Raw genomic sequence first — 19,536 nt, forward strand, 5'->3', positions numbered from 1 at the left:
CCGCCGGCCCTGGTCTTCACCAGGGACTTCGCGCCACGGAAGCCGATCCCGGGCTGGAGCCGGCGTGATCGAGATGAATCCGCGCCGCCTGCGAGCCGCCCAGAACACGCGCACCCGCAGAACTGAACGCATCAGTGAAGGGCGGAATCCTCATGACCCACGTTCCCGACGCAGGCATGCTGTTCATCCCCGGCGGCACCCTCATCACCGCCACACCCGCAGATTCCACCACAGCGCACGACCGGCCTGGTCAGAAGCGATCTGTCAACGGATGGGACAGTGACTCCGGCTCAGCGGTCCGCTTCTACCCGGAGGCCGGGTTCGCTGGACGGGACTCCGAGAGCAAGCGACCATGGCTTTATATGCCGGCAAACCAGCCAGTAAGAGCACTTTTCGGGCGGGAGTCCGAACAGCGGCGTCTCGACGATTTCGTGGACGGCGTCCGCATGAGCGGCGGGGCGATGCTGGTGCGCGGCGAGGCGGGGATCGGGAAGTCGGCCCTGTTGCTGGACACGGCGGGGATCGCGGCCGCGCGTGGCATGCGGATCTTGCGGACGGTGGGTGTGGAATCAGAGACGCACATGCCCTTCGCCGGTCTGCATCAGGTGCTGCTTCCGCTCCGTGCCGAGATCGGAGAACTGCCCGCCCCGCAGCGCGACGCGCTGGGAGCGGCCTTCGGGTTGACCGACGCCCGGGTACCCGATCCGTTCCTCATCGCCTTGGCGGCGCTGAACCTCCTGGGCGAAGCCGCCGCCCGCTCGCCCGTCCTGCTCCTGGTCGAAGACGCTCACTGGCTGGACCGCGCCAGCGCCGACGTGCTCGCGTTCGTCGCGCGACGGCTGGACTCCGAACCGATCGTGCTGCTGGCCGCGATACGCGACGGTTTCCGGAGTCCACTTGACGGGGCGGAGCTGCCGGAGTTGCTCCTCGATCGGCTCGATGACACGGCCGCGACCGCCTTGCTGGACGCCTGCAGCCCCACCCTTACGCCGACGGTGCGCACACGGTTGCTGAGGGAGGCCGCGGGAAACCCGTTGGCCCTGGTCGAGCTGCCGATCGCCGCAGAAACGCAGGACGGGAAGGGGCCCCTGCCGCCGGGGTGGCTCCCGCTGACCACCCGGCTGGAACAGACCTTCACCGCCCGCATGTCGGAGTTGCCGTCGAACCTCAGGACCATGCTGCTGGTCGCCGCGCTCAACGACAGCACCGCCCTTTCCGAGACCCTCGACGCCACTGCGCTGATCACCGGCGTGCCGGTCACGGCAGACGATCTGGCGCCCGCTGTCACCGTACGGCTGGTCGACGTGCACGAAGCCGGAGTGTCGTTCCGGCACCCGCTCATGCGCTCGGCGATCTACCAGGGGGCGAGCATCTCCCAGCGGCACGCGGTGCACGCCGCCTTAGCCGACGTCCTCACCGGCCGGCCGGACCGCTGCCTCTGGCACCGCGCGGCATCCACCTCCAGGCCGGATGAGACCATCGCCGTCGAGCTGGAGACTACGGCCAAAAGCGTGCGACGTCGGGGCGACCTGTTGTCGGCCGTCGCGGCGCTGGAACACGCCGCCAGACTCAGCGAGAATCCCGCTCACCGGTGCGAACGGCTGGTGCGGGCCGCCGAGTACGCGGCTGAGATGGGACGGCGCGATATCGTCGTGCGACTGCTGGGCGAAGGCGAGCGGCTGCAGCTGTCGGCCCAGCAGCGGGCCCGTATCGTGTGGATCCGCGAGACCTTCGAAGACGGCATCCGCGACGACAGCGCGGCAGCGCACTCGCTGGCCGACCTCGCCGAGAGCATGGCGGCGCAGGGAGACGTCGATCTCGCGCTGAAACTCCTGTCCAGTGCGTCCTTGCGATGTTTCTGGGCTCATGCCGACGAGCGGTCGCGGCAACGCGTCGTCACCGTGGCCGAGGGCCTGCCCGTCGACGATCTGGACGGGCGGTTGCTGACGGTCTTGGCGTTCGCGGCTCCCATCGAGCGTGGCAAGGTCGTGATCGAGCGATTACGCCATCTGGCCGCCCACCCGGCCGGCGACCAGCTGGCGGCCCGCCTGCTCGGCAGTTCGGCGTTGATGGTGGGGGCGTTCGACCTGTCAGAGGAATTCTGCGCCGCCTCGCTGCCGGCGCTGCGCGCGCAGGGCCGGCTCAGCCTCCTGGCACGAGACCTCGGCGCCCAGGCGTGGAGCGCGGCCCGGCTGGCCGACCTGAGCGTGGCCATTCCCGCGGCCGAGGAGGCCGCCCGTCTGGCGCACGAGACATCCCAGCCGCTGATGCACGCCATCGCTCAGGCCTCGGGCGCGGTGCTCGCCGCGCTACGCGGCGAACAGGATCGCGTGGAGAGCCTCGCGGTGGCGGCCGAGCAGGTGGCCCTGCCCATCGGAGCCCGCCCCGTGCTGGCCACGGTGCAGCATGCGCGTGGGCTCGCCGCGCTGGGCGAGGGACGTTATGCCGACGCCTTCGACCATCTGCGACGGATGCACGACCCCGCCGATCCGGCCTTCCACCTGGCGCTACGCTGCTTTTCCATCGCCGAACTCGCAGACGCCGCGGTGCACAGCGGTCAAAGCCGCGCGGTCGCCGGCATCATCGAGGAACTGGAGACGGTGGCGCTCACCACACCGTCGCCGTCCTTGCACGCCGACCTGCGCTACGCCCGGGCCGTTCTGGCCGATGAGGCGGCGGCAGAGCCTCTCTTCGACGCCGCGCTCGGGGCCGACCTGCGGCGATGGCCCTTCGTGCGGGCCCGGGTGCAGCTGGCGTACGGTGAATGGCTCCGGCGCCAACGGCGTACGGCCGAGTCGCGGGCGCCCTTGCGCATGGCTCGTGAGACGTTCGACGCCTTGGGGGCCATCCCCTGGAGCGAGCGAGCGCGCCAGGAACTGCGGGCCTCCGGCGAAAGCAGCCGCAGCCGCAGCAGCGAAGCACGCGACGTGCTGACAGCGCAGGAACTCCAGATCGCCCAGATGGCGGCCGACGGCCTGACGAACCGGGAGATCGGCGAGAAACTCTACCTGTCCCATCGAACCGTCAGTTCCCACCTCTACAGGATCTTCCCCAAACTGGGGATCACCTCGCGATCGGCGTTGACCACAACCCTGCGCATATCAGCCTGACCCCACCGCTTCTCTCCGGTAACGCTCGGTGACGCAGTCATGTGACGTACGCGAGGCGCGCAGAGAGGTTCCTACGGTGAGGCCATGACCACAGCGAGATCCTTCAAGAACGGCAGCACGCCGACCGTCGTGCTGGTCCACGGTGCCTTCGCGGACGCCTCGAGCTGGGCGGGCGTGATCGCCGAGCTGCAGGATTCCGGGATTCCCGTGATCGCGGTTGCCAACCCGCTGCGCGGACCGGCCACCGACGCCGCCTACCTCGCCGGCGTCGTCGCCGCGATCGACGGCCCGGTCCTGCTGGTGGGTCACTCCTACGGCGGCGTGGTCATCACCGGGGCCGCGGACCAACTGGGCAACGTGGTCGGGCTGGTCTACGTGACCGCTTTCGCCCTGGAGGCAGGGGAAAGCGTGCTGAATATCACGGGCCGCTTCCCCGACAGCCTGCTGGGCCCGGCGCTGCGGCCGGCCGTCTTCCGCACAGGCGATGGGCAGGAGGCCGTGGAGCTGTACCTCAAGGACGACCAGTTTCCGGCTGTGTTCGCCGCCGACCTGCCTGAGCGTCTCACCTCGGTGGCGGCCGTCGCGCAGCGCCCCATCGCGGCTGTGGCGTTCGAGCAGAGCTCTCCCTCCGCGAGCTGGAAGAGCCTGCCGTCCTGGTACGTCGTGGCGACCGCCGACCAGGCGATCCATCCCGCCGCCCAGCGTTTCATGGCCAAGCGCGCCGGGGCCGACACCATCGAGGTCGATGCCTCACATGCGATCGCGCTGTCGCAACCGGCAGCCGTGGCCGACCACATCCGCACCGCCGCGACCGCGACCCAGGCGGTCAAGCACCCCCATCCGGCATAGAGGAGCAACCGATGACCGCACCGACCACTCCCGTCATCTTCATTCACGGCCTGTGGCTGCACGCCACCTCCTGGTCCTCCTGGATCGAGTTGTTCACGGCCGCCGGCTACGACGCGATGGCCCCCGGCTGGCCGGGCGACAGCGAAAGCGTCGAACAGTCCCGCAAGGACCCCGACACTATCGCCGACCATGGCATCGACGACGTCGTCGCCCACTACACGGAGATCATCAACGCTCTGGAGGTCAAGCCGATCCTGATCGGCCACTCCTTCGGTGGCATGATCGCCGAGAAGCTGCTCGGGCAGGACCTGGCCAGAGCCGCGATCGCGATCGACGCCGCACAGATCAAGGGCGTGCTGCCGCTGCCGCTGTCGGCGCTGCGCTCGACCCTGCCGGTGTTCAAGAACCCGGCCAACAAGCACCGGGCCGTCTCCCTCACCCTCGACCAGTTCACCTACGCATTCGGCAACGCCATCCCGGCTCAGGAGGCCGCCGACCTGTACGAACGCTGGACCATCCCCGCGCCGGGCAAGCCGCTGTTCGAGGCCGCCGTCGCCAACGTCTCCCCCCACTCACCCGCCAAGGTCGACACCGGCAACAACGCCCGGGGACCGCTGCTCCTGATCGCCGGCGGCAAGGACCACACCGTCCCCGAGACCGTCACCAAGGCGACCCTCAAGCAGTACCGGGACTCCACCGCGATCACCGACTTCCAGGAGTTCCCCGACCGCGGCCACTCCCTGACCATCGACCATGGCTGGCGTGAGGTCGCCGACGCCTGCCTGACCTGGCTCACCAGGAACGACCTACACACGAGCTGAGAGCGATCCGTAGCCTTGATCGCCATCACCGGTCAACGCTGCGGCTGTGCCGCAGAAAGGGATGCCATGGACTTGAAACTTCAGGGCAAGGTCGCGGTGGTGACCGGCGCCAGCAATGCGTGGCACCCCGGTCAGACAGTAGATGTCGTCGATGAACCGGTCGAGTGGCGGGGCGGGCACCCGGCCGACGTATCGCATGGGCTCAGTGTGGCCGACGAGGCATTCATGATGTTGGACCGCTGTCTTGCCCCTCGTCTGCTGAGATCGGCCGGTAGAGGTCGGAGAGCGGCAAGAGCGCGTCCATCTCGGCGTTGAGCCGCACGTCCTCGCCGAGGGTGTCCACCTGCTCCCAGGTGACGTAGCGGCTGTCGCGGTGCAGTCCTCTGACGAGGGCCCGGACGAGTGCTGGGCCGGGTCCGTGCGGGCCGCGTTCGTAGCCGAACAGTCGGCCGGTGTGACGAGGGACCACGATGAGGCCGGCGACGCGAAAAGCGTGCTGCACGTCGCCGAGCATCGGCCCGTCCTGGCGGAGCCGTACATCGGCCACCTGCCCGACCGGCCTGCCGTCCTCGTCGAGGACGCGGCGGCCGAGCAGGGCGCTCATCCGCAACTCGCCCGTGACCTCGCCGATCCTGGCCGGGCGCCGGTCGCGGGCGACCGGCTCGGCGCCGCTGCCCGGCAGCGGGGCGATGAGGTTGACCCGGGCCCAGTGTTCGAGAGCCGCCTCCTGAGGCGTACCGCCCACCGTGACAGCGCTGTTGATGTCGGATACCAGGCGCATGGGGAGGCGCTGCGGGCCCGGATCCTCTTCGGGGCGGAACAGTTCGGTGACCGCCACCATCAGGCGGCCGGCGAGGCCGCCGAGGCGCGGGCCCAGCGCGAGCGGGCCGGTCAGGATCGACACGAGGTAAGGGCACCCCTCCTCGTCGAAGGTCAGCTCCAGGTCGTCGATCTTGCACACCGGGCGCCCGTCGTCAGCGCTGATCACCTGCCGGTCGAGCAGGTGCAGGTTCGCGTGCAGTTCCCTGGCCCTCATTGCCCCGCCTTCGTCGCGATCATCAGCGGGACGGCCGCCACGGCCACCACGAGCAGAAGGATCATGTACGCGGTCCCGAGTGCGTTGCTGAACCGGCCGTTGACCTGGCCGCCCATGTAGTCGGGATCGTTGGCGATCATGAGCACCGGCAGGTACGTCAGGGGAAGTGCCGCCGCCGAGAAGACCAGCGAGTACTCAGTGACCATGATCGGATCGATGGTCGTCAGGATCAGCGCGGTCGCGATGACGACCCACGCCAGCACCACGGAGTGGAAGCGCGCGGCGTCGCGGGGGCGGACCAGCTTGCCCCACTGCCAGCCGAAGTACTGGCTGATGGTGTAGCCCGACGACAGCGCGGTCTCCAGCGTCGCGCCGAACGTCGCCGCGAACACCCCGAAGATCACCGCGGCCAGGCCGAGCTGCCCCAGCCCGATCCCGGCGGGCAGCAGCATCTGGCCGAGCGTGTCGACCTCCGCCTTCACCGGGAAGAACACCACCGCCGCGCAGCCCGCGATGGCCAGCGACAGGAATCCGCCCAGCGGGAAGCCGACGAACACGTTGGCCCGTGAGGTGATCAGGTCCTTGCGGGTCCACTTCTCCTCGACCCCGCCGGAGGAGAAGAAGAACACCTCATACGGCGTCATCGCACCGCCGAGCAGGGCGATCGCGTAGTACCAGTACGTCGGCGCGCCCTCGTCGGCCGGCGGCCGGGTGAGCTGGCGGCCCAGCTCGTGCCAGTCGGGCCCGAGCTGCCACAGCGCCACCGCGAACGCCACCAGCGCCAGCCCGGCCAGCCCGAAGATCCGCTCCATCGTCTCGAACTTGACCCGCCACATCACCAGCCACGCCACCAGCGCGACGCCCGGCACCCACAGCAGGTAGTTGATCCCGGTGGCCAGCTCCAGAGCCAGTGACGCGCCGCCGATCTCGGCGGCCAGGGTGAGGACGTTGATGAAAAACGACGCCCCCAGGTTGACCAGGCCGGCCCGTGGCCCCATCCGCTCCCTGACCAGGTCGAACACCGGCCGCCCCGAGACGGCCGCGATCCGGCCCGACATCTCGGCGAACAGGCAGATCCCGATGACGCCGACCACGACCACCCAGGCGAGCGACATCCCGAACCTGGCGCCGACCAGTGAGTTCGCGACCAGGTCCCCGATGTCGACGAACCCCCCGAAGGCGGTGAGGATGCCCAGCGTCACCGCGAAGAGCTTCTTCACCGATGTGCCTCCTCGAAGGCCCGCAGCTTCACGGCGACCTCTTCAAGATCCTTTGCGGCCGCCGCCGGGTCCTTGATCCCGTCCCGCCTGACCTGGATGAGCAGCGACGCCACCTGGTCCTCGGCCTCGCCGGTGAGGTCGAGCAGCCGCCCGCGCACCTCGTCGGCGGCGGGGGACGGCGGCTGCACCCCGCCGAACTGGCTGTTGACGCTGCCCAGATCCTTGACCGTCTCGGTGAACAACGTCTTGAGGTAGGGCGTGGTCAGGCGGTCCTCATGGCGTACGGCCAGCCGTACGATCTCCAGGCTTGAGGCGGCCGACTGCGCCGACTGGGCGGCCTTCAGCCCGTAGTCGTGGTCATCCCAGGCCGGGCTCGCACACCCGCTCAGCAGCAGCACAGCCAGGATCGGCGCGACGCGCTTCGAGCCCGTCATGAACGGCGCCGCAGGAGGAAATAACCCAGCAGCACCAGCAGCACCAGGAATTGCCCCCAGGCCGCGAGTAACACCAACCCCTCATCTTGCACGAGCGTGCACCTGCCCAGCCGCCCAGCGATCATGCACCTTGCGACGGCGAAGGCTCCCGGTCCTGCGAGACCTGTCAGAGCAGGACCGGCCTGAAGGTGGTCAGCGGAAGTCGGCGGCGTGGTCCCGCGCCCATTCCGCGAAGGTCTGGGCGGGGCGTCCGGTGAGTTTCTCGACGATGACGGAGGTCTCCGGGACGGTCTCGGCGCCGGCCGCCCACGCGCCCATGATCGCCTCCACTCCCATGGCGGGCATCGTCCTGCCCAGGTCGGCCCGCGCCTGTTCGGGTGTGACCACCTCGATCGGGATCTCCCTGCCGATGGCCGCGCCGATGTGCCCGACCTGCTCGCGCAGGGTGAGCGCCTGCGGCCCGTACAACGTGTACGCCTGCCGCCCGTGCCCGCGCTCGGTCAGCGCCGTCACCGCGAGCGCGGCCATGTCCCGCTCGCTGACGGGAGCCGTCATCGCCTCCGGGTACGGCAGTCGCACCGCCTCCCCACCCTTGATCGCCCGCGTCCACCACCATCGGGCGTTGGTCGCGAACATCCCCGGCCGCAGGAAGGTCCAGGACAGCCCGGACTCCTCCAGGGCCGACTCCACGATGCGATGGTCCCGCGCGATCGGATTGCGGTCGGCGCCGGGCTGCACGACCGCCCCGGACGAGAGCAACACCACGTGCCGCACCCCCGCCGTAAGGGCAGCCGTCACGAAACCAGCGATGCCCGCGGGCTTGGCATAGAGGAAGACCTGCGAGGCGCCTTCCAGCGCGGCGGGCAACGTTTCCGGCGCGTCCAGATCCGCCGCTATGTGGGAGCTGTCCGGTGTCCTGCTCGTCAGCCGGACCTGCTTGCCCAAAGCGGTCAGACCCGCGGCGACATGGCGGCCGACACTCCCCCGGGCGCCGAAAACAACCGTGACCATGATGTGGGGCCTCCCCTGATCCTCGGTGAGCATGCCGTTCCTTTGGCGGCATGTCGCACATACTACTCAATCAATTAATTGAATGAACCTTCAAGCCGGAGCATGGGACGGACCCGGACCCGTGAGCAAGCTTTCCCAGGCGAAGTGTGATCACGCCGGAGGATGCGCGCTCAGCCACGCTGCCGCTCTGCGCGCTGACGCACGGGACAGCCACGCGTCCTGGACCACCTCGGCCAGCTCGTTCCGGGTGAGCTCACCGATCCGGCCGGCCCGCAGGAGTACCGACGGGTGACCGTCGAAGTGCGGGGTGGTGAAGAACTGCGACGCCTCGTCCTGCACCAGCGCCTGCTTGTCCGCCTCGGACTCGACCCAGAAGACGATCACATCCGAATAGCGCTGCCCGGTTTCGGGGTCGACCGCATCAGGCCGTGGGTTGCGGAAGAAAATGAACGACTTCCCGCCTACCTGGTAGACCGGATTGCCGCCGGTCCCGTGTACGACGGTGACGTGCGGCATGGCCAGGGCCAGTTCATGCACGTCCTCGACGCGGGCGGGCCGAGTTCCATCATCGTCGGGCACACGCCCAGCGTAAGAAATTTCAGCGTGTTGGACGAGATCATCAAGCCGCACAGCCGCAGCTGCGCCTGACGACCAAAGGGGCATGTGCGGCAAGCGCCCCGGAAATATCGCCGAACAGCAGCTCGACGGCCTGCTCCGCCATGGCCCGCAACGGCTGTTCGGTGACGGTCAGCGCCGGAGCGGTGTGGGCGCTCTCCGGCGTACCGTCGAGGCTGATCAGCGCCAGCCGGTCGGGGACCGCAAGCCCGCGGGCCCACGCCCCGGACAGGACCCCGATGGCGTGCTCGTCCGTGGCGGTGATCAAGGCGCGCGGCATGGTCCCTTCGGCGATGAGGTGGCGGGTCAAGGCGTCCGCGGCGCCGCGTGAGTAGTCGCAGCGCAGGAGTACGGCGTCCGGATCGCCGGTCACGGCCGCGGCCCATGCCTCGCGGCGCACTCCCACGGGCCCATCGTCGGTGGGGCCGGCCAGGAAGGCGAGGCTCCGGTGCCCGTGCCGGCGCAGGTGTCCGACGGCTTCGCGCACGGCGGCCTGGTTGTCGGCCGCCACCACCTGTCCGTGCCCGCCGGGGTGCCCGTGATGGACGTACACGGCCGGTACGCCCGCCGCTTCAGCCTGGGCCGCCACATCTCCCCCGCCGTCCGCGGCGACGATCACCAGCCCGTCGACCTGGGCGGCCAGGAACCGTTCGGTGAGATGCCGCTGGCGCTCCGCGGAGTATCCGGCGTTGCCGACCAGCGTGAGGCGGTCGCGCTTCTCAAGCGCTTGCTCGATGTGTCTGGCCAGGGCCCCGAAGTAGGGATTGGACGCGTCGGCCAGCACCAGGCCGACCACGCCCGTCGTACGCGAGCGCAGTGCCCGGGCGATGCGGTTGGGCCGGTAGCGCAGCTCGGCCGCGGCCGCCAGGACGCGTTCGCGCGTCGCGGCGGCGACGGGACGCGGACCGTCGTTGATCACATAGCTGACCACCGCCGTGGAGGTCCCCGCCCGGCGGGCCACATCGGCGAGCGTGATGGGCTTGTCTGCGCGTTTCGTCATGGCGGTTTACATTCTGCCAGCTAATCGATTAGATAGCGTGGTCTAACCGATTAGATGAAAGGTGAGCAGTGTCGGCTCTTCCCTTGATCATCGACACCGACACCGGGTCGGACGACGCGGTGGCGCTGCTGCTGGCCGCCGCCGGCGGTCTGGGCGACATCCGCGCCGTGACCACGGTGGCGGGCAACGTACCCCTGGCGACGGGGACCCGCAACGCGCTCTTTTCCCTGCAAGTGGCCGGGCGCGTCGACATCCCCGTCCATCCGGGATGCGAACGCCCGATGACACGTCCGCTGTCCACCGCCCAGCAGGTGCACGGCCAGGACGGGATGGGCGACATCGGCTTACCCGACCCCCTGCGGCCGGCCGAGGAGCGGCACGCCGTCGAGGTCCTGCTGTCCTCCCCGCGCGGTCATCCGGGCGAGTTGACGCTGGTCACGCTCGGCCCGCTCACCAATCTCGCGGCCGCGCTGGTCCGCGACCGCGATCTGCTGACCCGCTACCGGCATGTGTACTGCATGGCCGGCGCCGCGGACCTGAGCGGCAACATCACGGCCACCGCCGAGTTCAACGCCTGGGCCGACCCCGAGGCGGCCCGGGTGGTGTTGGAGAGCGCCACGCCCGACAAGGTGACCTGGATCGGCTGGGACGTCTCCCGCCGGGACGCCGTCATGACGCCCGCGGACCAGTCCCGGCTGGAGCGGCTCGGTACTCCGATGGCCACCTTCGCCCACCGCGTGAACCGTACTCTCGCCGACTGGGCCCGCGACGTCACCGGCCTGGCCGGCTATGACCTCCCCGACCCCGTCGCCATGGCCGTGGCACTGCGGCCCGAACTGATCACCGAACAGGAGCGGGCCCATGTGGACATCGCCCTCGGCGACGAGACCCGCGGCCAGCTGATCATCGACCGCCGCCGCTCCGCCCCGCCGCCCAATCTGACGCTGGTCCGCCGGGTCAATGAAGCCGGTTTCAAGGACCTGCTGTTCACCACCTGCGCCGGAATCCGCCAAAGCCGACATGACGTGAAAGAGCACCAATGACCGCCGCTTCCGTACCGCGTCACGAACTGCACTGTCATCTCGACGGATCGGTACGCCCCGGCACTGTCGCCGACCTGGCACACCACCAGGGCATCGCCTTGACCGCCCCCGTCGAGCAACTGGTCACGGCACCCGCCTCCTGCGGCAGCCTGGCCCACTTCCTCACCTACATCGACCTGCCGCTATGCGTACTGCAGACCCCCGACGCCCTTCACCGGGCCGCCCGCGAGCTGGTCGAAGACTGGAGCGCCGATGGGGTGGTCTACGGCGAGGCGCGTTTCGCCCCGCAGTTGCACGGCCATCGTGGCATGACTCTGGACGAGGCGGTCCAAGCGGTCTCCGAGGGGCTGGCGGCGGGGCGGCAGGCCACCGGCGTACGCACCGGGCTGCTGTTGTGCTGCCTGCGGCACCAGACGCCCGAGGAGAGCCTCGCCGTCGCCGAGACGGCGCTGCGGCACCGCGACAAGGTGGCCGGACTCGATCTCGCGGGCGATGAGCGGCTGCACCCCGCGACCCCGCACCGGGCCGCCTTCGATCTCGCCCACGGGGCGGGGCTCCCCTGTACGGTCCATGCCGGTGAGGCGGCGGGCGCTGACAGCATGTGGGAGGCGATCGACGTGCTCGGCGCGCGCCGGATCGGCCATGGCGTCAGGTGCGTCGGCGAGCACGCGCTCCTCGAGCGGCTGCGGCGCGACGGTATCGCCTTGGAGATGTGCCCGACGAGCAATGTGCTCACCGGCGCGGTCTCCAGCCTCCAGGCGCATCCCGCGCCCCGGCTCCTGGCCGACGGGCTGGCCGTCACCATCAGCACCGACGCGCGCACCACCTCGGGGACCACCCTGTCCCAGGAGTTCGACCAGCTGCGCGCGGCGACCGGGTGGACGGCTGAGCAGGACAGGCTCGCGCAGGATCACGCGGCCGCCGCGGCCTTCACCCCGTGATCGGCGCTGTGGCTCAGGGCTGCCCCTGGGAATCACCGTTGATGAGGTCGATGAGTCCGAACGGTGCGCGGTCGCCGAGGCAGAGGTCCAGCATTTCGTGGGCGTCGGCGTAGAAGGCCTCGGTACGCGGGAACAGCTCCTTCTCGTAGGCGGTGAGTGCCGCTTCGATGTCGCCGGGGTGTGCGGCGATCGCCTTGGCGAGTTCGGCGCCGTCGAACATCGCCAGGTTCGCGCCGTCGCCTGACGGCGGCATCAGGTGCGCGGCATCGCCGAGGAGCGTCACGCCGGGCACGCGATCCCATCGGTGTCCGTCCGGGAGTGTGTGGATCATGCGCGCGACCGGAGCGGTCTCGCCGTCGGTGATCAGCGCGGTGAGTTCCGGTGCCCACCCGTCGAACTCGGCCGCGACCCGAGCGGTCACGGCGGCGGCATCGGTGAAGTCGAGGTCGGCGATCCACTCGGCGGGGCGGTTCAGCTCGACGTAGGTGTGCAGGATGTTCCCCGCCTCGCGGTGCGCGATGATCCCCTTTCCCGGGGTCAGCGCGTACATCGCGCCGGCGCCGACCGCCTGGGCCGTCGCGGGGTGCCGCTCGTCGGCGTCGTACAGGTAGGTGTCGATGAACGTCGTGCCCGTGTACTCGGGCTCGGCGTCGGACAGCAGTGGGCGGATCTTCGACCAGGCGCCGTCGGCACCCACGAGCAGGCCGCTGGTCACGCTCGCGCCGTCGGCGAAGGTCAGCTCGTGCCGGCCGTCGCCGAGGGGCCGGACACCGGTGACCTTGCGCCCCCACTGGACCGTCTGGCCGGGCAGGGAGTCGAGCAGGATCCGGCGCAGGTCTCCGCGAAGCACTTCGGGACGCCGCGCCATGCCGTCGTCGGGGGCCTCGAACAGCGGCTTGCCGTGCTGGTCGAGCACGCGCAGCGCCTCAGCGCCCTCGTGGATGATCGCGCGGAACTCGGCGGTGAGACCGGCGTCGGCGAGCGCGCGCTGCCCGTCGTCCTCGTGGATGTCGAGCTGGCCGCCCTGCGTACGGGACTTCGCCGAGGGGTCGGCCTCGTAGACCGTCGCGGGGATGCCGTGGACGTGCAGGACCCGGGCGAGGGTCAAGCCGCCGAGGCCGGCGCCGACGATGGCGATCGGGTGGTGGCTGGTGTTCATGGGGCTTCCTCGTTCCCGTACGGGCGGAGCGCCGGGCGGCTGCCCGGACACCAATATGGATCGGCGTTCCATAAGTAATATGGAACGCCGATCCAGGATGTGTCAAAATGAGGTCATGCCACGGACCCGCGGAAGAGCACCCACCGGGGGACGCGCCGGCGCCCTTTCGCGAGAGGTGATCGTCGACGCGGCCGTCGCGCTGCTGGACGAGCACGGCGAGCGGGGACTCACCTTCCGGCTGCTGGCCAAACAGCTGAACACCGGACCCGGCGCGCTCTACTGGCACATGACGAACAAGGACGAGCTCGTCGCCCTGGCCGCCGACCAGGTGCTCGGCCACGCCTTCGCCGCGGTTCCGCGCCTCGAGGAAGGCGCCGGCGCCGGGCTGCGCGCGCTCGCCATCGCCGTCTTCGACGCCCTTGATCGGCACCCTTGGGCGGCCTCCCACGTCACCGCGCCGGCCACGCTGGCGAACGCTCTGCGCCTGCTCGACCGCATCGGCACCCTTGTCGCACGGACCGGGCTGCCCGCCGAACGGCATTTCGCGGTCTCCACCGCGATCTCCTACTACATCACCGGCGTCAGCGCCCAGATCATCACCCCACGCGCCACCCTCGACGCGGCCACCAGCCGCGACGCCTACCTCGCGCAGACCGCCGAAAGCTGGGCAGAACTCGACCCCGCCGACTACCCCTTCCTGACGCGCACCACCACGGACCTGCGCGAGCACGCCGACCGCGACCAGTTCATCACCGGCCTCGACCTGCTCCTGGACGGCCTGAACACGACCGCGGACCCGTGATGCCGCGCTTCAGGCGGTGCGGAACCCCGAAGGATGTGCCCAGTGCACGCCCACGACCTGCTCGCCGCCTTCCCCGTGGTCGGTCTCGACTGCCCACCAGCACGGCACCACCGTGTTCCTGTCCAGCCACCTGCTGGCCGAGGTCGCCCGCCTGGCCACCCGCATCGGCATCCTGCACCACGGCCGCCTGATCGGCGAGCACGACGCCGACCACCTGGACCGGCACCGCCGCCGCCACCTGCGCCTGGCCACCCGCGACGACCACGCCGCCTGCGCGGTGCTCCGCGCCGACGGATGTTCATGTTCATCCTGGCCGACCCCGCCCGCGCCCGGGCGTTCGGCCTGCTCGGCGCCAAGGCCCAGCTGTCCGGCGCCGGCGCCGACTGGTCCGGCTATCTCGCCCTGCTCGCCCAGGCCGTCGCGGTGGGCGGCCTGGGCCTCTACGGGATGATCGCGATCTGGCTGTTCGGCCGCGAGTTCAGCGACCACACCGCCACCGACCTGCTGGCCCTGCCCACCTCCCGCACCGCCATTGTGGCCGCCAAGTTCACCATCGCCGCGCACTGGGCACTGCTGCTGGCCTTGCTACTCGCCGGGCTCGGTCTGCTGATCGGCACCTTGCTCGCCCTGCCCGGCTGGTCAGGGCCGACCGTGGGAGACGGCGTCGCACGCGTCGTGGCCGCGGCCGCGCTGGCCGCGCTGACCAGCACGCCATTGGCCCTGGCCGCCAGCGTCGGCCGCGGCTACCTGGCCGCCGTCGGCGTCCTGCTCGCCATCGTCTTCACCGCTCAGGTGATCGCCGCGCTCGGTTATGGCGCCGCCTTCCCCTGGTCGGTGCCCGCCCTGTACGCCCGCATCGCCGACCCCGGCCAGGACCCGCCTGGCCTCGCCGGACTGCTCCTGGTCACGGCCACCGGCGCGGCCGGAGCCGTCACGACCGCCCTCTGGTGGAACCGCGCCGACCATACCCGATGACGAGCACGCAGCCTGCGGGACAGAAGAGTGCTGCCCATACCCGCTGACCGGCAGTCGGCAAGATGCCACAAAGCTGGCCAGCGGTCGGCAGGATGCCACCCGCTCTCAGCGAGACTCAGGACGCCGAGCCGCGCTCGGCCAGGCCGGTCAGGCGGCACAGCGCGGTGAATCCGTCCTCGGTGCCGGGCCAGTGGCGGCGCACAGCCTGCAGCCCGGCGCGGCGGACCACCGAGCGCAGCACCGCCGTGACGATGATCGCGTCGTCGGCGTAGCCCAGGACCGGGATGAAGTCGGGCACAAGGTCGAGAGGCATGGCCAGGTAAGCGAGCAGCAGCCCCAGACGTACCCGCACCCCACGTGGCAGCTCGCGGTCGGCGGCCAGGCGGCGCACCAGCCGCAGCACGTCGGGCAGCAGCCGCAACGCCTCGCGCAGCAGCCCGCCGCGCGGCCGGAGGACTGCCAGCGCCGCGATCAGCGCCAGCCAGGTGACCAGCAGCGCGACGGCGACCCCGATCAGCAGATCCCATCCCCACCAGCCGGTCATGCCCGCTCCCCCGTTCCGTTCTCCGTCACGGGGAGACCGCTCTCGGTGGCGGGCACTTCGGCCGCAACCCGCGCCGGCACAGTGAGACCGCTCTCCGTGGCCGGGGACTCGGCCGCGAGCGCGTCCTGCTCGAAGGCGGCCAGGTCGGCTGCGGCCTCCTCGACCCCGGCTCCCGCCGCCGCGCCGGCCGGAGCGGCGAAATAGTCGCGGGCGGCGATCTTGGCCAGCCAGGAGCGGAAGCGCTCCAGGTCGGCCTCCGACTCCTCGACCTCGGCGTAGGTGGCCCTGCCGCGCTCCCGCTCGCGCGCCAGTTCCTGCCGGAAGGCCGGCAGGCGCTCCAGCACCTCGGCGTACTCGGCGTCTCGGGCGGCGTTGAATTCGCCGATGACCTGCCGCTCCTCGGCCTGATCGGTCATCGCCACGTGCAGGAGGCGGCCGGTGCCGCCCTGCTGACGCACCCGGTCGAGCAAGCGGCGTACCTGCCGCAGGGTCTGCTCATGTTCGGGCAGCAGGCACACCGACTGCTGCAGATACAGCCCGCCCAGCGAGCGCAGCTTGCGCCACACCTGCACCCGCAGCGTGGGGGCGGCTCCCGCCGTGGACACGCTGATCAACAACCAGCCCTGCTCGTCCGCGCTCTCCGTCACGCGCCCATGTTACATCCGTAACAATCAACAGCAACGAATAGCTCCGGCGTCATGGCTGGCTCTCCCTGATCGCCGAGTCGCGTCACCGCCGCCATTCGCGGTTATTCGCGGCCAAGCCCACACCGGCCGTTGAAAGCGGCCACCACGGGAATCCGCCCGGGTCAGAGACCGATCAGCAACAACACGCCGACCACCACCAGCCCGACCTCCACCGCCACGACGAACACCCCGTCGCTGACCCGGGCGACGATCTTCTTGCCCAGCCAGGCGCCGGCCAGCGTGGCCGGGGTCAGGGCCGCGCCGTAGGTCAGCACGCGCAAGCCGAGCAGATCTCCGGCACCATAAGCGGCGATCTTGGCCAGGTGCATGACGAGGGCGCTGGCCGCTTCAGTGCCGATATAGGCGGCTCGCGTCAGGCCGTACGCCAGGAAGAACGGCGCGGTGAGCGGTCCGACCGAGCCCAGCAGCGCCGAGCCGAGACCGGAGGCCGCCCCGACCGCCGCGAAGGCCGGGGCGGCCGGCGAGCGGGGATGGGGACGCAGGCGCCGCCAGGCGACCACGACCAGTAGGAAGATGCCCAACAGCCGCTTGAGCGGCCCCAGCGGAGCGTGCGCCAGCAGCAGGCCGCCGGCCACGGCCAGCGGGACGGCGCCGAGGGCGAACCAGCCCACCAGCGACCAGCGCAGCTCACGCCGATTGAACACGACGCGGGAGCCGTTGCTGGCCAGTTGGGCCAGCGTCAGCATCGGCACCGCCACGCGTAACCCGAACAACGCGGTGAAGACCGGCAGCAACAGCACCCCACCACCGAACCCGGCCACCGCCGAGACCACCGCCAGCACGAACGCCGCCGCGCACGCGGCGGCAAGCGTCAGCGCGAACCTGGCATCGATCACCGACGTCAGCGCGAACGTGCCGTCGATCACCGACGTCGGCACGAACGCCGCATCCGAGGCCGACGCGTACACGGCATCGATCACCACCGGGCTCAGCCCGTTACGGCATGGGCCAGCGCGAAGCCGAACACGCCCGCGCCCAGGCCGCCGGCCACGCTGGCCACCACATTGGCCCAGGCGACGAAGCGAGCTCCATCCTGGGCGAGCCGCAGGGTCTCATAGCTGAAGGTCGAGTAGGTGGTCAGCGCGCCACAGAACCCGGCGCCGGCGAAGGCCATCACCGCGCCGTCGGCGGGCAGTCCGGCCAGGAAGCCCAGCAGCGCCGAGCCGGCCAGGTTGACGGTGAAGGTGCCCCACGGGAACAGGGAATCGTGGCGCGCCTGGACGAACCGGTCGGCCAGGTAACGCAGCGGCGCGCCGATCGCCCCGCCGAGAACGACCAGCGCCACTGTCAGCGGGCCGCCGCTCACTGGGCCGGCCCGCTGCTGGGGCGGCCGACATAGCGGATCACCTCGACCTCGTCCAAGATGACCAGCCCCTCAGAGATCAGCTCGTCCAGCTGCGGCAGGAAGGCCCGGATCCGTTCGGCGGCGTCGACGATGACGACCGACACCGGCAAGTCCCCCGACAGCGACAGGATGCGCGAGGTGTGGATGTGGTTCGAGGCCCCGTAGCCCTCCATGCCGCGAAACACGCTCGCGCCGGCCAGCCCGGCCGCATGCGCGCGATGGACGATCTCGTGGTAAAGCGGCTTGTGGTGCCAGGTGTCGGTGTCGCCGACGTAGATGGTCAGCCGTAGCGCCGCTCCGGCCAGTTTCATGCCCGCCTGCTCTTTCCGACGCACCAGCGGGCTGCCGCGCTGCCCGCCCATACCGCGGTCAAGGCCAGCAGGGGGGTCAGCGCCAGGTACGCCAGCGCCATGCGAGCCGCGTCGCCCGCCAGCAACTGGCTGGTCTCCAGGATGTACGTGGAGAAGGTGGTGAACCCGCCCAGCACGCCGACGCCCAGCAGCGGGCGCACCCATCCGGGCGCGGACCAGACCTCGGTGATGGCCACCATGAGCACCCCGATCAGCAGACACCCGACGGTGTTGACGGCCAGCGTCGTCCACGGAAAGGCCCCGGCCTGGCGCGGAAAGGCCACGCCCAGGCCGTAGCGGGCCAGCGCACCCGCCGCGCCGCCGAGCGCGATCACCCCCAGCGTCGCCCACGGAGCCCGGCGCAGCTCGGCACGCTGGGCGGCCACGCGCAGGTCGACATCGGCGTCCACGGGACGCTCCGTTTCGGGACGGGACATGAAGATCCTCCTACCAGCAGCACAAAACAACCTCTGGTAGGGACCGTTGGCGGCTGGGTGCCACGGTTACCCGCCACCGGATCGGCGGCGAGGCGGTGGGCCCCACCACCGCGACCTCCCCCGGGGAGGTTCCCCTCGACTATACCGATCGGCCGAAACAGGACCCGGTAGTGGCCTCTCCTGCCGGCGCCTCCGCAAGACGTCAGGCCGCGGTGATGGTGGGGTTCCTCAAGGCCGCCCGCGACATGCGGCAGAAGCCGCTGGTGATCGCGCACCACGCGGCGCGGTCGGCGACCGGGCTCGGCGTGTGGGGGCAGGACACTCCGCGCGAGTTCCGCAACGGCAACAACACCGCCCCCGACGTGTACGTGGGCTTCGAGGGCGCCCCCGGGCACCAGGCCGGCCCGCTGAACGGCGGCGCCCGCGGCGGGTACGGCAACCACCCCACCTACGGCGGCTTCGACCAGATGACCGCGCGGGTCGGCGGCCTGTGGGACTCGCTGCTGGGCGAGGGGCGGCACTGGTGGATCACGGCCACCTCCGACTCGCACGTGCACTGGACCCGCGGCGGTTCGGACTTCTGGCCGGGCGAGTACAGCAAGACGTACGTGATGGCCCGCCAGGACTACGGCGACATCATGGACGCCCTGCGCAACGGCCGCATCTTCGTCACCACCGGGGACCTGATCACCGCTCTCGACGTCACCGCCGGCAACCAGGGCCGCCAGGCCACCGTGGGCGAGACGCTGGTGGTCAACCGGCGCAACCGCACCGACGTCGAGGTCGAGATCCGGTTCCGGCCGCTGGAGGGCAAGAACGGCAACGGCGACCGCCCGGAGGTGCGGCGCGTCGACCTCATCACCGGGCAGGTGAGCGGCGTGAGCGCCAACCTGGACGCCGACACCAACCCCACCACCAAGGTCGTGGCGCGCTTCGGCCCGGGCGACTGGCGTCGGCAGGGCCGGGACTACGTCATCCGGCACACGCTGAGCGACGTGCAGACCGACAGCTACCTGCGGGTACGCGGCACCAGCACCGACGAGATGGAGCCGGCGGCCGACGGCAAGGAGAGCCCGTGGCAGGACCTGTGGTTCTACTCCAACCCCGTCTTCGTCCGCGTCCGCTAGCCCGCCGGCC

22 protein-coding genes are annotated in these 19,536 nt (G+C 70.5%); 8 read left to right on the forward strand and 14 right to left on the reverse strand.

Annotated elements, in window-relative coordinates; translation table 11 throughout:
- Positions 1–362: 362 nt before the first annotated feature.
- The 3 genes from AB0B64_RS38520 (at position 363) to AB0B64_RS38530 (ending at position 4,780) form a co-directional block, all read left to right on the forward strand.
- On the forward strand, positions 363–3,110 hold the full coding sequence (locus AB0B64_RS38520) for an AAA family ATPase (RefSeq protein ID WP_358183965.1): 2,748 nt from the start codon (positions 363–365) through the stop codon (positions 3,108–3,110).
- 84 nt (positions 3,111–3,194) lie between these two features.
- Positions 3,195–3,959: an alpha/beta hydrolase gene (locus AB0B64_RS38525; RefSeq protein WP_358183968.1), complete on the forward strand. Its 765-nt coding sequence runs from the start codon at positions 3,195–3,197 to the stop codon at positions 3,957–3,959.
- An 11-nt stretch (positions 3,960–3,970) separates the two neighbouring features.
- Positions 3,971–4,780: an alpha/beta hydrolase gene (locus tag AB0B64_RS38530; RefSeq protein WP_358183971.1), complete on the forward strand. Its 810-nt coding sequence runs from the start codon at positions 3,971–3,973 to the stop codon at positions 4,778–4,780.
- Positions 4,781–5,003: 223 nt separating this feature from the next.
- Here the strand turns inward: AB0B64_RS38530 and AB0B64_RS38535 are convergent, their stop codons facing one another.
- From AB0B64_RS38535 to AB0B64_RS38560, 6 genes are all read right to left on the reverse strand, one after another.
- Entirely contained in the window at positions 5,004–5,816 is an 813-nt protein-coding gene (locus AB0B64_RS38535) for a hypothetical protein (protein WP_358183974.1), read from the reverse strand.
- Positions 5,813–7,036, reverse strand: coding sequence for a divalent metal cation transporter (locus tag AB0B64_RS38540; RefSeq protein ID WP_358183977.1), 1,224 nt, complete (start codon positions 7,034–7,036; stop codon positions 5,813–5,815). Before AB0B64_RS38540 ends, AB0B64_RS38535 begins: the two co-directional genes overlap by 4 nt.
- On the reverse strand, positions 7,033–7,470 hold the full coding sequence (locus AB0B64_RS38545) for a hypothetical protein (protein WP_357960485.1): 438 nt from the start codon (positions 7,468–7,470) through the stop codon (positions 7,033–7,035). Before AB0B64_RS38545 ends, AB0B64_RS38540 begins: the two co-directional genes overlap by 4 nt.
- A 192-nt stretch (positions 7,471–7,662) precedes the next feature.
- Positions 7,663–8,481, reverse strand: coding sequence for an NAD(P)H-binding protein (locus AB0B64_RS38550; RefSeq protein WP_357960482.1), 819 nt, complete (start codon positions 8,479–8,481; stop codon positions 7,663–7,665).
- Positions 8,482–8,631: 150 nt separating this feature from the next.
- The gene (locus AB0B64_RS38555; RefSeq protein WP_358183980.1) at positions 8,632–9,060 is read right to left on the reverse strand and encodes an MmcQ/YjbR family DNA-binding protein; all 429 of its coding nucleotides are present in this window, start codon (positions 9,058–9,060) and stop codon (positions 8,632–8,634) included.
- 40 nt (positions 9,061–9,100) lie between these two features.
- On the reverse strand, positions 9,101–10,096 hold the full coding sequence (locus AB0B64_RS38560; protein WP_358183983.1) for a LacI family DNA-binding transcriptional regulator: 996 nt from the start codon (positions 10,094–10,096) through the stop codon (positions 9,101–9,103).
- 68 nt (positions 10,097–10,164) lie between these two features.
- Here AB0B64_RS38560 and AB0B64_RS38565 point away from each other — a divergent pair, with 68 nt between their 5' ends.
- Positions 10,165–11,139 carry a nucleoside hydrolase gene (locus tag AB0B64_RS38565; RefSeq protein WP_358183986.1) on the forward strand — a complete coding sequence of 325 codons (975 nt, stop codon included), beginning with the start codon at positions 10,165–10,167 and terminating at the stop codon, positions 11,137–11,139.
- Entirely contained in the window at positions 11,136–12,080 is a 945-nt protein-coding gene (gene add, locus AB0B64_RS38570) for an adenosine deaminase (protein WP_357960471.1), read from the forward strand. Before AB0B64_RS38565 ends, add begins: the two co-directional genes overlap by 4 nt.
- A gap of 13 nt (positions 12,081–12,093) precedes the next feature.
- On the opposite strand, the gene AB0B64_RS38575 is transcribed toward add, so the two are convergent.
- Positions 12,094–13,239, reverse strand: a complete 1,146-nt coding sequence (locus AB0B64_RS38575) for an NAD(P)/FAD-dependent oxidoreductase (RefSeq protein ID WP_357960468.1) — start codon at positions 13,237–13,239, stop codon at positions 12,094–12,096.
- Positions 13,240–13,354: 115 nt separating this feature from the next.
- On the opposite strand from AB0B64_RS38575, the gene AB0B64_RS38580 reads away from it, so the two are divergent.
- Positions 13,355–14,041 carry a TetR/AcrR family transcriptional regulator C-terminal domain-containing protein gene (locus AB0B64_RS38580; RefSeq protein ID WP_358183989.1) on the forward strand — a complete coding sequence of 229 codons (687 nt, stop codon included), beginning with the start codon at positions 13,355–13,357 and terminating at the stop codon, positions 14,039–14,041.
- 9 nt (positions 14,042–14,050) lie between these two features.
- Here AB0B64_RS38580 and AB0B64_RS38585 read toward each other — a convergent pair whose 3' ends face one another.
- Positions 14,051–14,212: a hypothetical protein gene (locus tag AB0B64_RS38585; protein ID WP_358183992.1), complete on the reverse strand. Its 162-nt coding sequence runs from the start codon at positions 14,210–14,212 to the stop codon at positions 14,051–14,053.
- A gap of 123 nt (positions 14,213–14,335) precedes the next feature.
- Between AB0B64_RS38585 and AB0B64_RS38590 the strand changes: the two genes are divergently transcribed.
- Positions 14,336–15,016: an ABC transporter permease gene (locus AB0B64_RS38590; protein WP_358183994.1), complete on the forward strand. Its 681-nt coding sequence runs from the start codon at positions 14,336–14,338 to the stop codon at positions 15,014–15,016.
- A 115-nt stretch (positions 15,017–15,131) separates the two neighbouring features.
- Here the strand turns inward: AB0B64_RS38590 and AB0B64_RS38595 are convergent, their stop codons facing one another.
- The 6 genes from AB0B64_RS38595 to crcB form a co-directional block, all read right to left on the reverse strand.
- Entirely contained in the window at positions 15,132–15,560 is a 429-nt protein-coding gene (locus AB0B64_RS38595; RefSeq protein ID WP_357960458.1) for a DUF1232 domain-containing protein, read from the reverse strand.
- On the reverse strand, positions 15,557–16,207 hold the full coding sequence (locus AB0B64_RS38600) for a Chromate resistance protein ChrB (RefSeq protein ID WP_358183996.1): 651 nt from the start codon (positions 16,205–16,207) through the stop codon (positions 15,557–15,559). The genes AB0B64_RS38595 and AB0B64_RS38600 overlap by 4 nt, the downstream gene beginning before the upstream one ends.
- A 161-nt stretch (positions 16,208–16,368) precedes the next feature.
- On the reverse strand, positions 16,369–17,187 hold the full coding sequence (locus AB0B64_RS38605) for a sulfite exporter TauE/SafE family protein (protein WP_358183999.1): 819 nt from the start codon (positions 17,185–17,187) through the stop codon (positions 16,369–16,371).
- 8 nt (positions 17,188–17,195) lie between these two features.
- The gene (locus AB0B64_RS38610; RefSeq protein WP_357960631.1) at positions 17,196–17,558 is read right to left on the reverse strand and encodes a CrcB family protein; all 363 of its coding nucleotides are present in this window, start codon (positions 17,556–17,558) and stop codon (positions 17,196–17,198) included.
- An 11-nt stretch (positions 17,559–17,569) separates the two neighbouring features.
- Positions 17,570–17,923, reverse strand: coding sequence for a DUF190 domain-containing protein (locus AB0B64_RS38615; RefSeq protein WP_357960450.1), 354 nt, complete (start codon positions 17,921–17,923; stop codon positions 17,570–17,572).
- On the reverse strand, positions 17,920–18,399 hold the full coding sequence (gene crcB, locus AB0B64_RS38620; protein ID WP_357960447.1) for a fluoride efflux transporter CrcB: 480 nt from the start codon (positions 18,397–18,399) through the stop codon (positions 17,920–17,922). Before crcB ends, AB0B64_RS38615 begins: the two co-directional genes overlap by 4 nt.
- Before the next feature lie 170 nt (positions 18,400–18,569).
- Here crcB and AB0B64_RS38625 point away from each other — a divergent pair, with 170 nt between their 5' ends.
- Entirely contained in the window at positions 18,570–19,526 is a 957-nt protein-coding gene (locus AB0B64_RS38625; protein WP_358184003.1) for a hypothetical protein, read from the forward strand.
- The last annotated feature ends 10 nt before the right edge of the window (positions 19,527–19,536 follow it).

Origin of the sequence: Nonomuraea sp. NPDC049129 (assembly GCF_040648495.1) — a bacterium.
Classification (GTDB): domain Bacteria; phylum Actinomycetota; class Actinomycetes; order Streptosporangiales; family Streptosporangiaceae; genus Nonomuraea.

What these genes read in the sequence shown, in the direction of transcription:
- AB0B64_RS38530 (WP_358183971.1), top strand. Translation starts at nt 3,971, where the DNA reads ATGACCGCACCGACCACTCCCGTCATCTTCATTCACGGCCTGTGGCTG.
- AB0B64_RS38590 (WP_358183994.1), top strand. Translation starts at nt 14,336, where the DNA reads ATGTTCATGTTCATCCTGGCCGACCCCGCCCGCGCCCGGGCGTTCGGC.
- AB0B64_RS38580 (WP_358183989.1), top strand. Translation starts at nt 13,355, where the DNA reads ATGCCACGGACCCGCGGAAGAGCACCCACCGGGGGACGCGCCGGCGCC.
- AB0B64_RS38520 (WP_358183965.1), top strand. Translation starts at nt 363, where the DNA reads ATGCCGGCAAACCAGCCAGTAAGAGCACTTTTCGGGCGGGAGTCCGAA.
- AB0B64_RS38550 (WP_357960482.1), bottom strand. Translation starts at nt 8,481, where the DNA reads ATGGTCACGGTTGTTTTCGGCGCCCGGGGGAGTGTCGGCCGCCATGTC.
- AB0B64_RS38535 (WP_358183974.1), bottom strand. Translation starts at nt 5,816, where the DNA reads ATGAGGGCCAGGGAACTGCACGCGAACCTGCACCTGCTCGACCGGCAG.
- AB0B64_RS38615 (WP_357960450.1), bottom strand. Translation starts at nt 17,923, where the DNA reads ATGAAACTGGCCGGAGCGGCGCTACGGCTGACCATCTACGTCGGCGAC.
- crcB (WP_357960447.1), bottom strand. Translation starts at nt 18,399, where the DNA reads ATGTCCCGTCCCGAAACGGAGCGTCCCGTGGACGCCGATGTCGACCTG.
- add (WP_357960471.1), top strand. Translation starts at nt 11,136, where the DNA reads ATGACCGCCGCTTCCGTACCGCGTCACGAACTGCACTGTCATCTCGAC.
- AB0B64_RS38585 (WP_358183992.1), bottom strand. Translation starts at nt 14,212, where the DNA reads ATGCCGATGCGGGTGGCCAGGCGGGCGACCTCGGCCAGCAGGTGGCTG.
- AB0B64_RS38560 (WP_358183983.1), bottom strand. Translation starts at nt 10,096, where the DNA reads ATGACGAAACGCGCAGACAAGCCCATCACGCTCGCCGATGTGGCCCGC.
- AB0B64_RS38575 (WP_357960468.1), bottom strand. Translation starts at nt 13,239, where the DNA reads ATGAACACCAGCCACCACCCGATCGCCATCGTCGGCGCCGGCCTCGGC.
- AB0B64_RS38595 (WP_357960458.1), bottom strand. Translation starts at nt 15,560, where the DNA reads ATGACCGGCTGGTGGGGATGGGATCTGCTGATCGGGGTCGCCGTCGCG.
- AB0B64_RS38525 (WP_358183968.1), top strand. Translation starts at nt 3,195, where the DNA reads ATGACCACAGCGAGATCCTTCAAGAACGGCAGCACGCCGACCGTCGTG.
- AB0B64_RS38545 (WP_357960485.1), bottom strand. Translation starts at nt 7,470, where the DNA reads ATGACGGGCTCGAAGCGCGTCGCGCCGATCCTGGCTGTGCTGCTGCTG.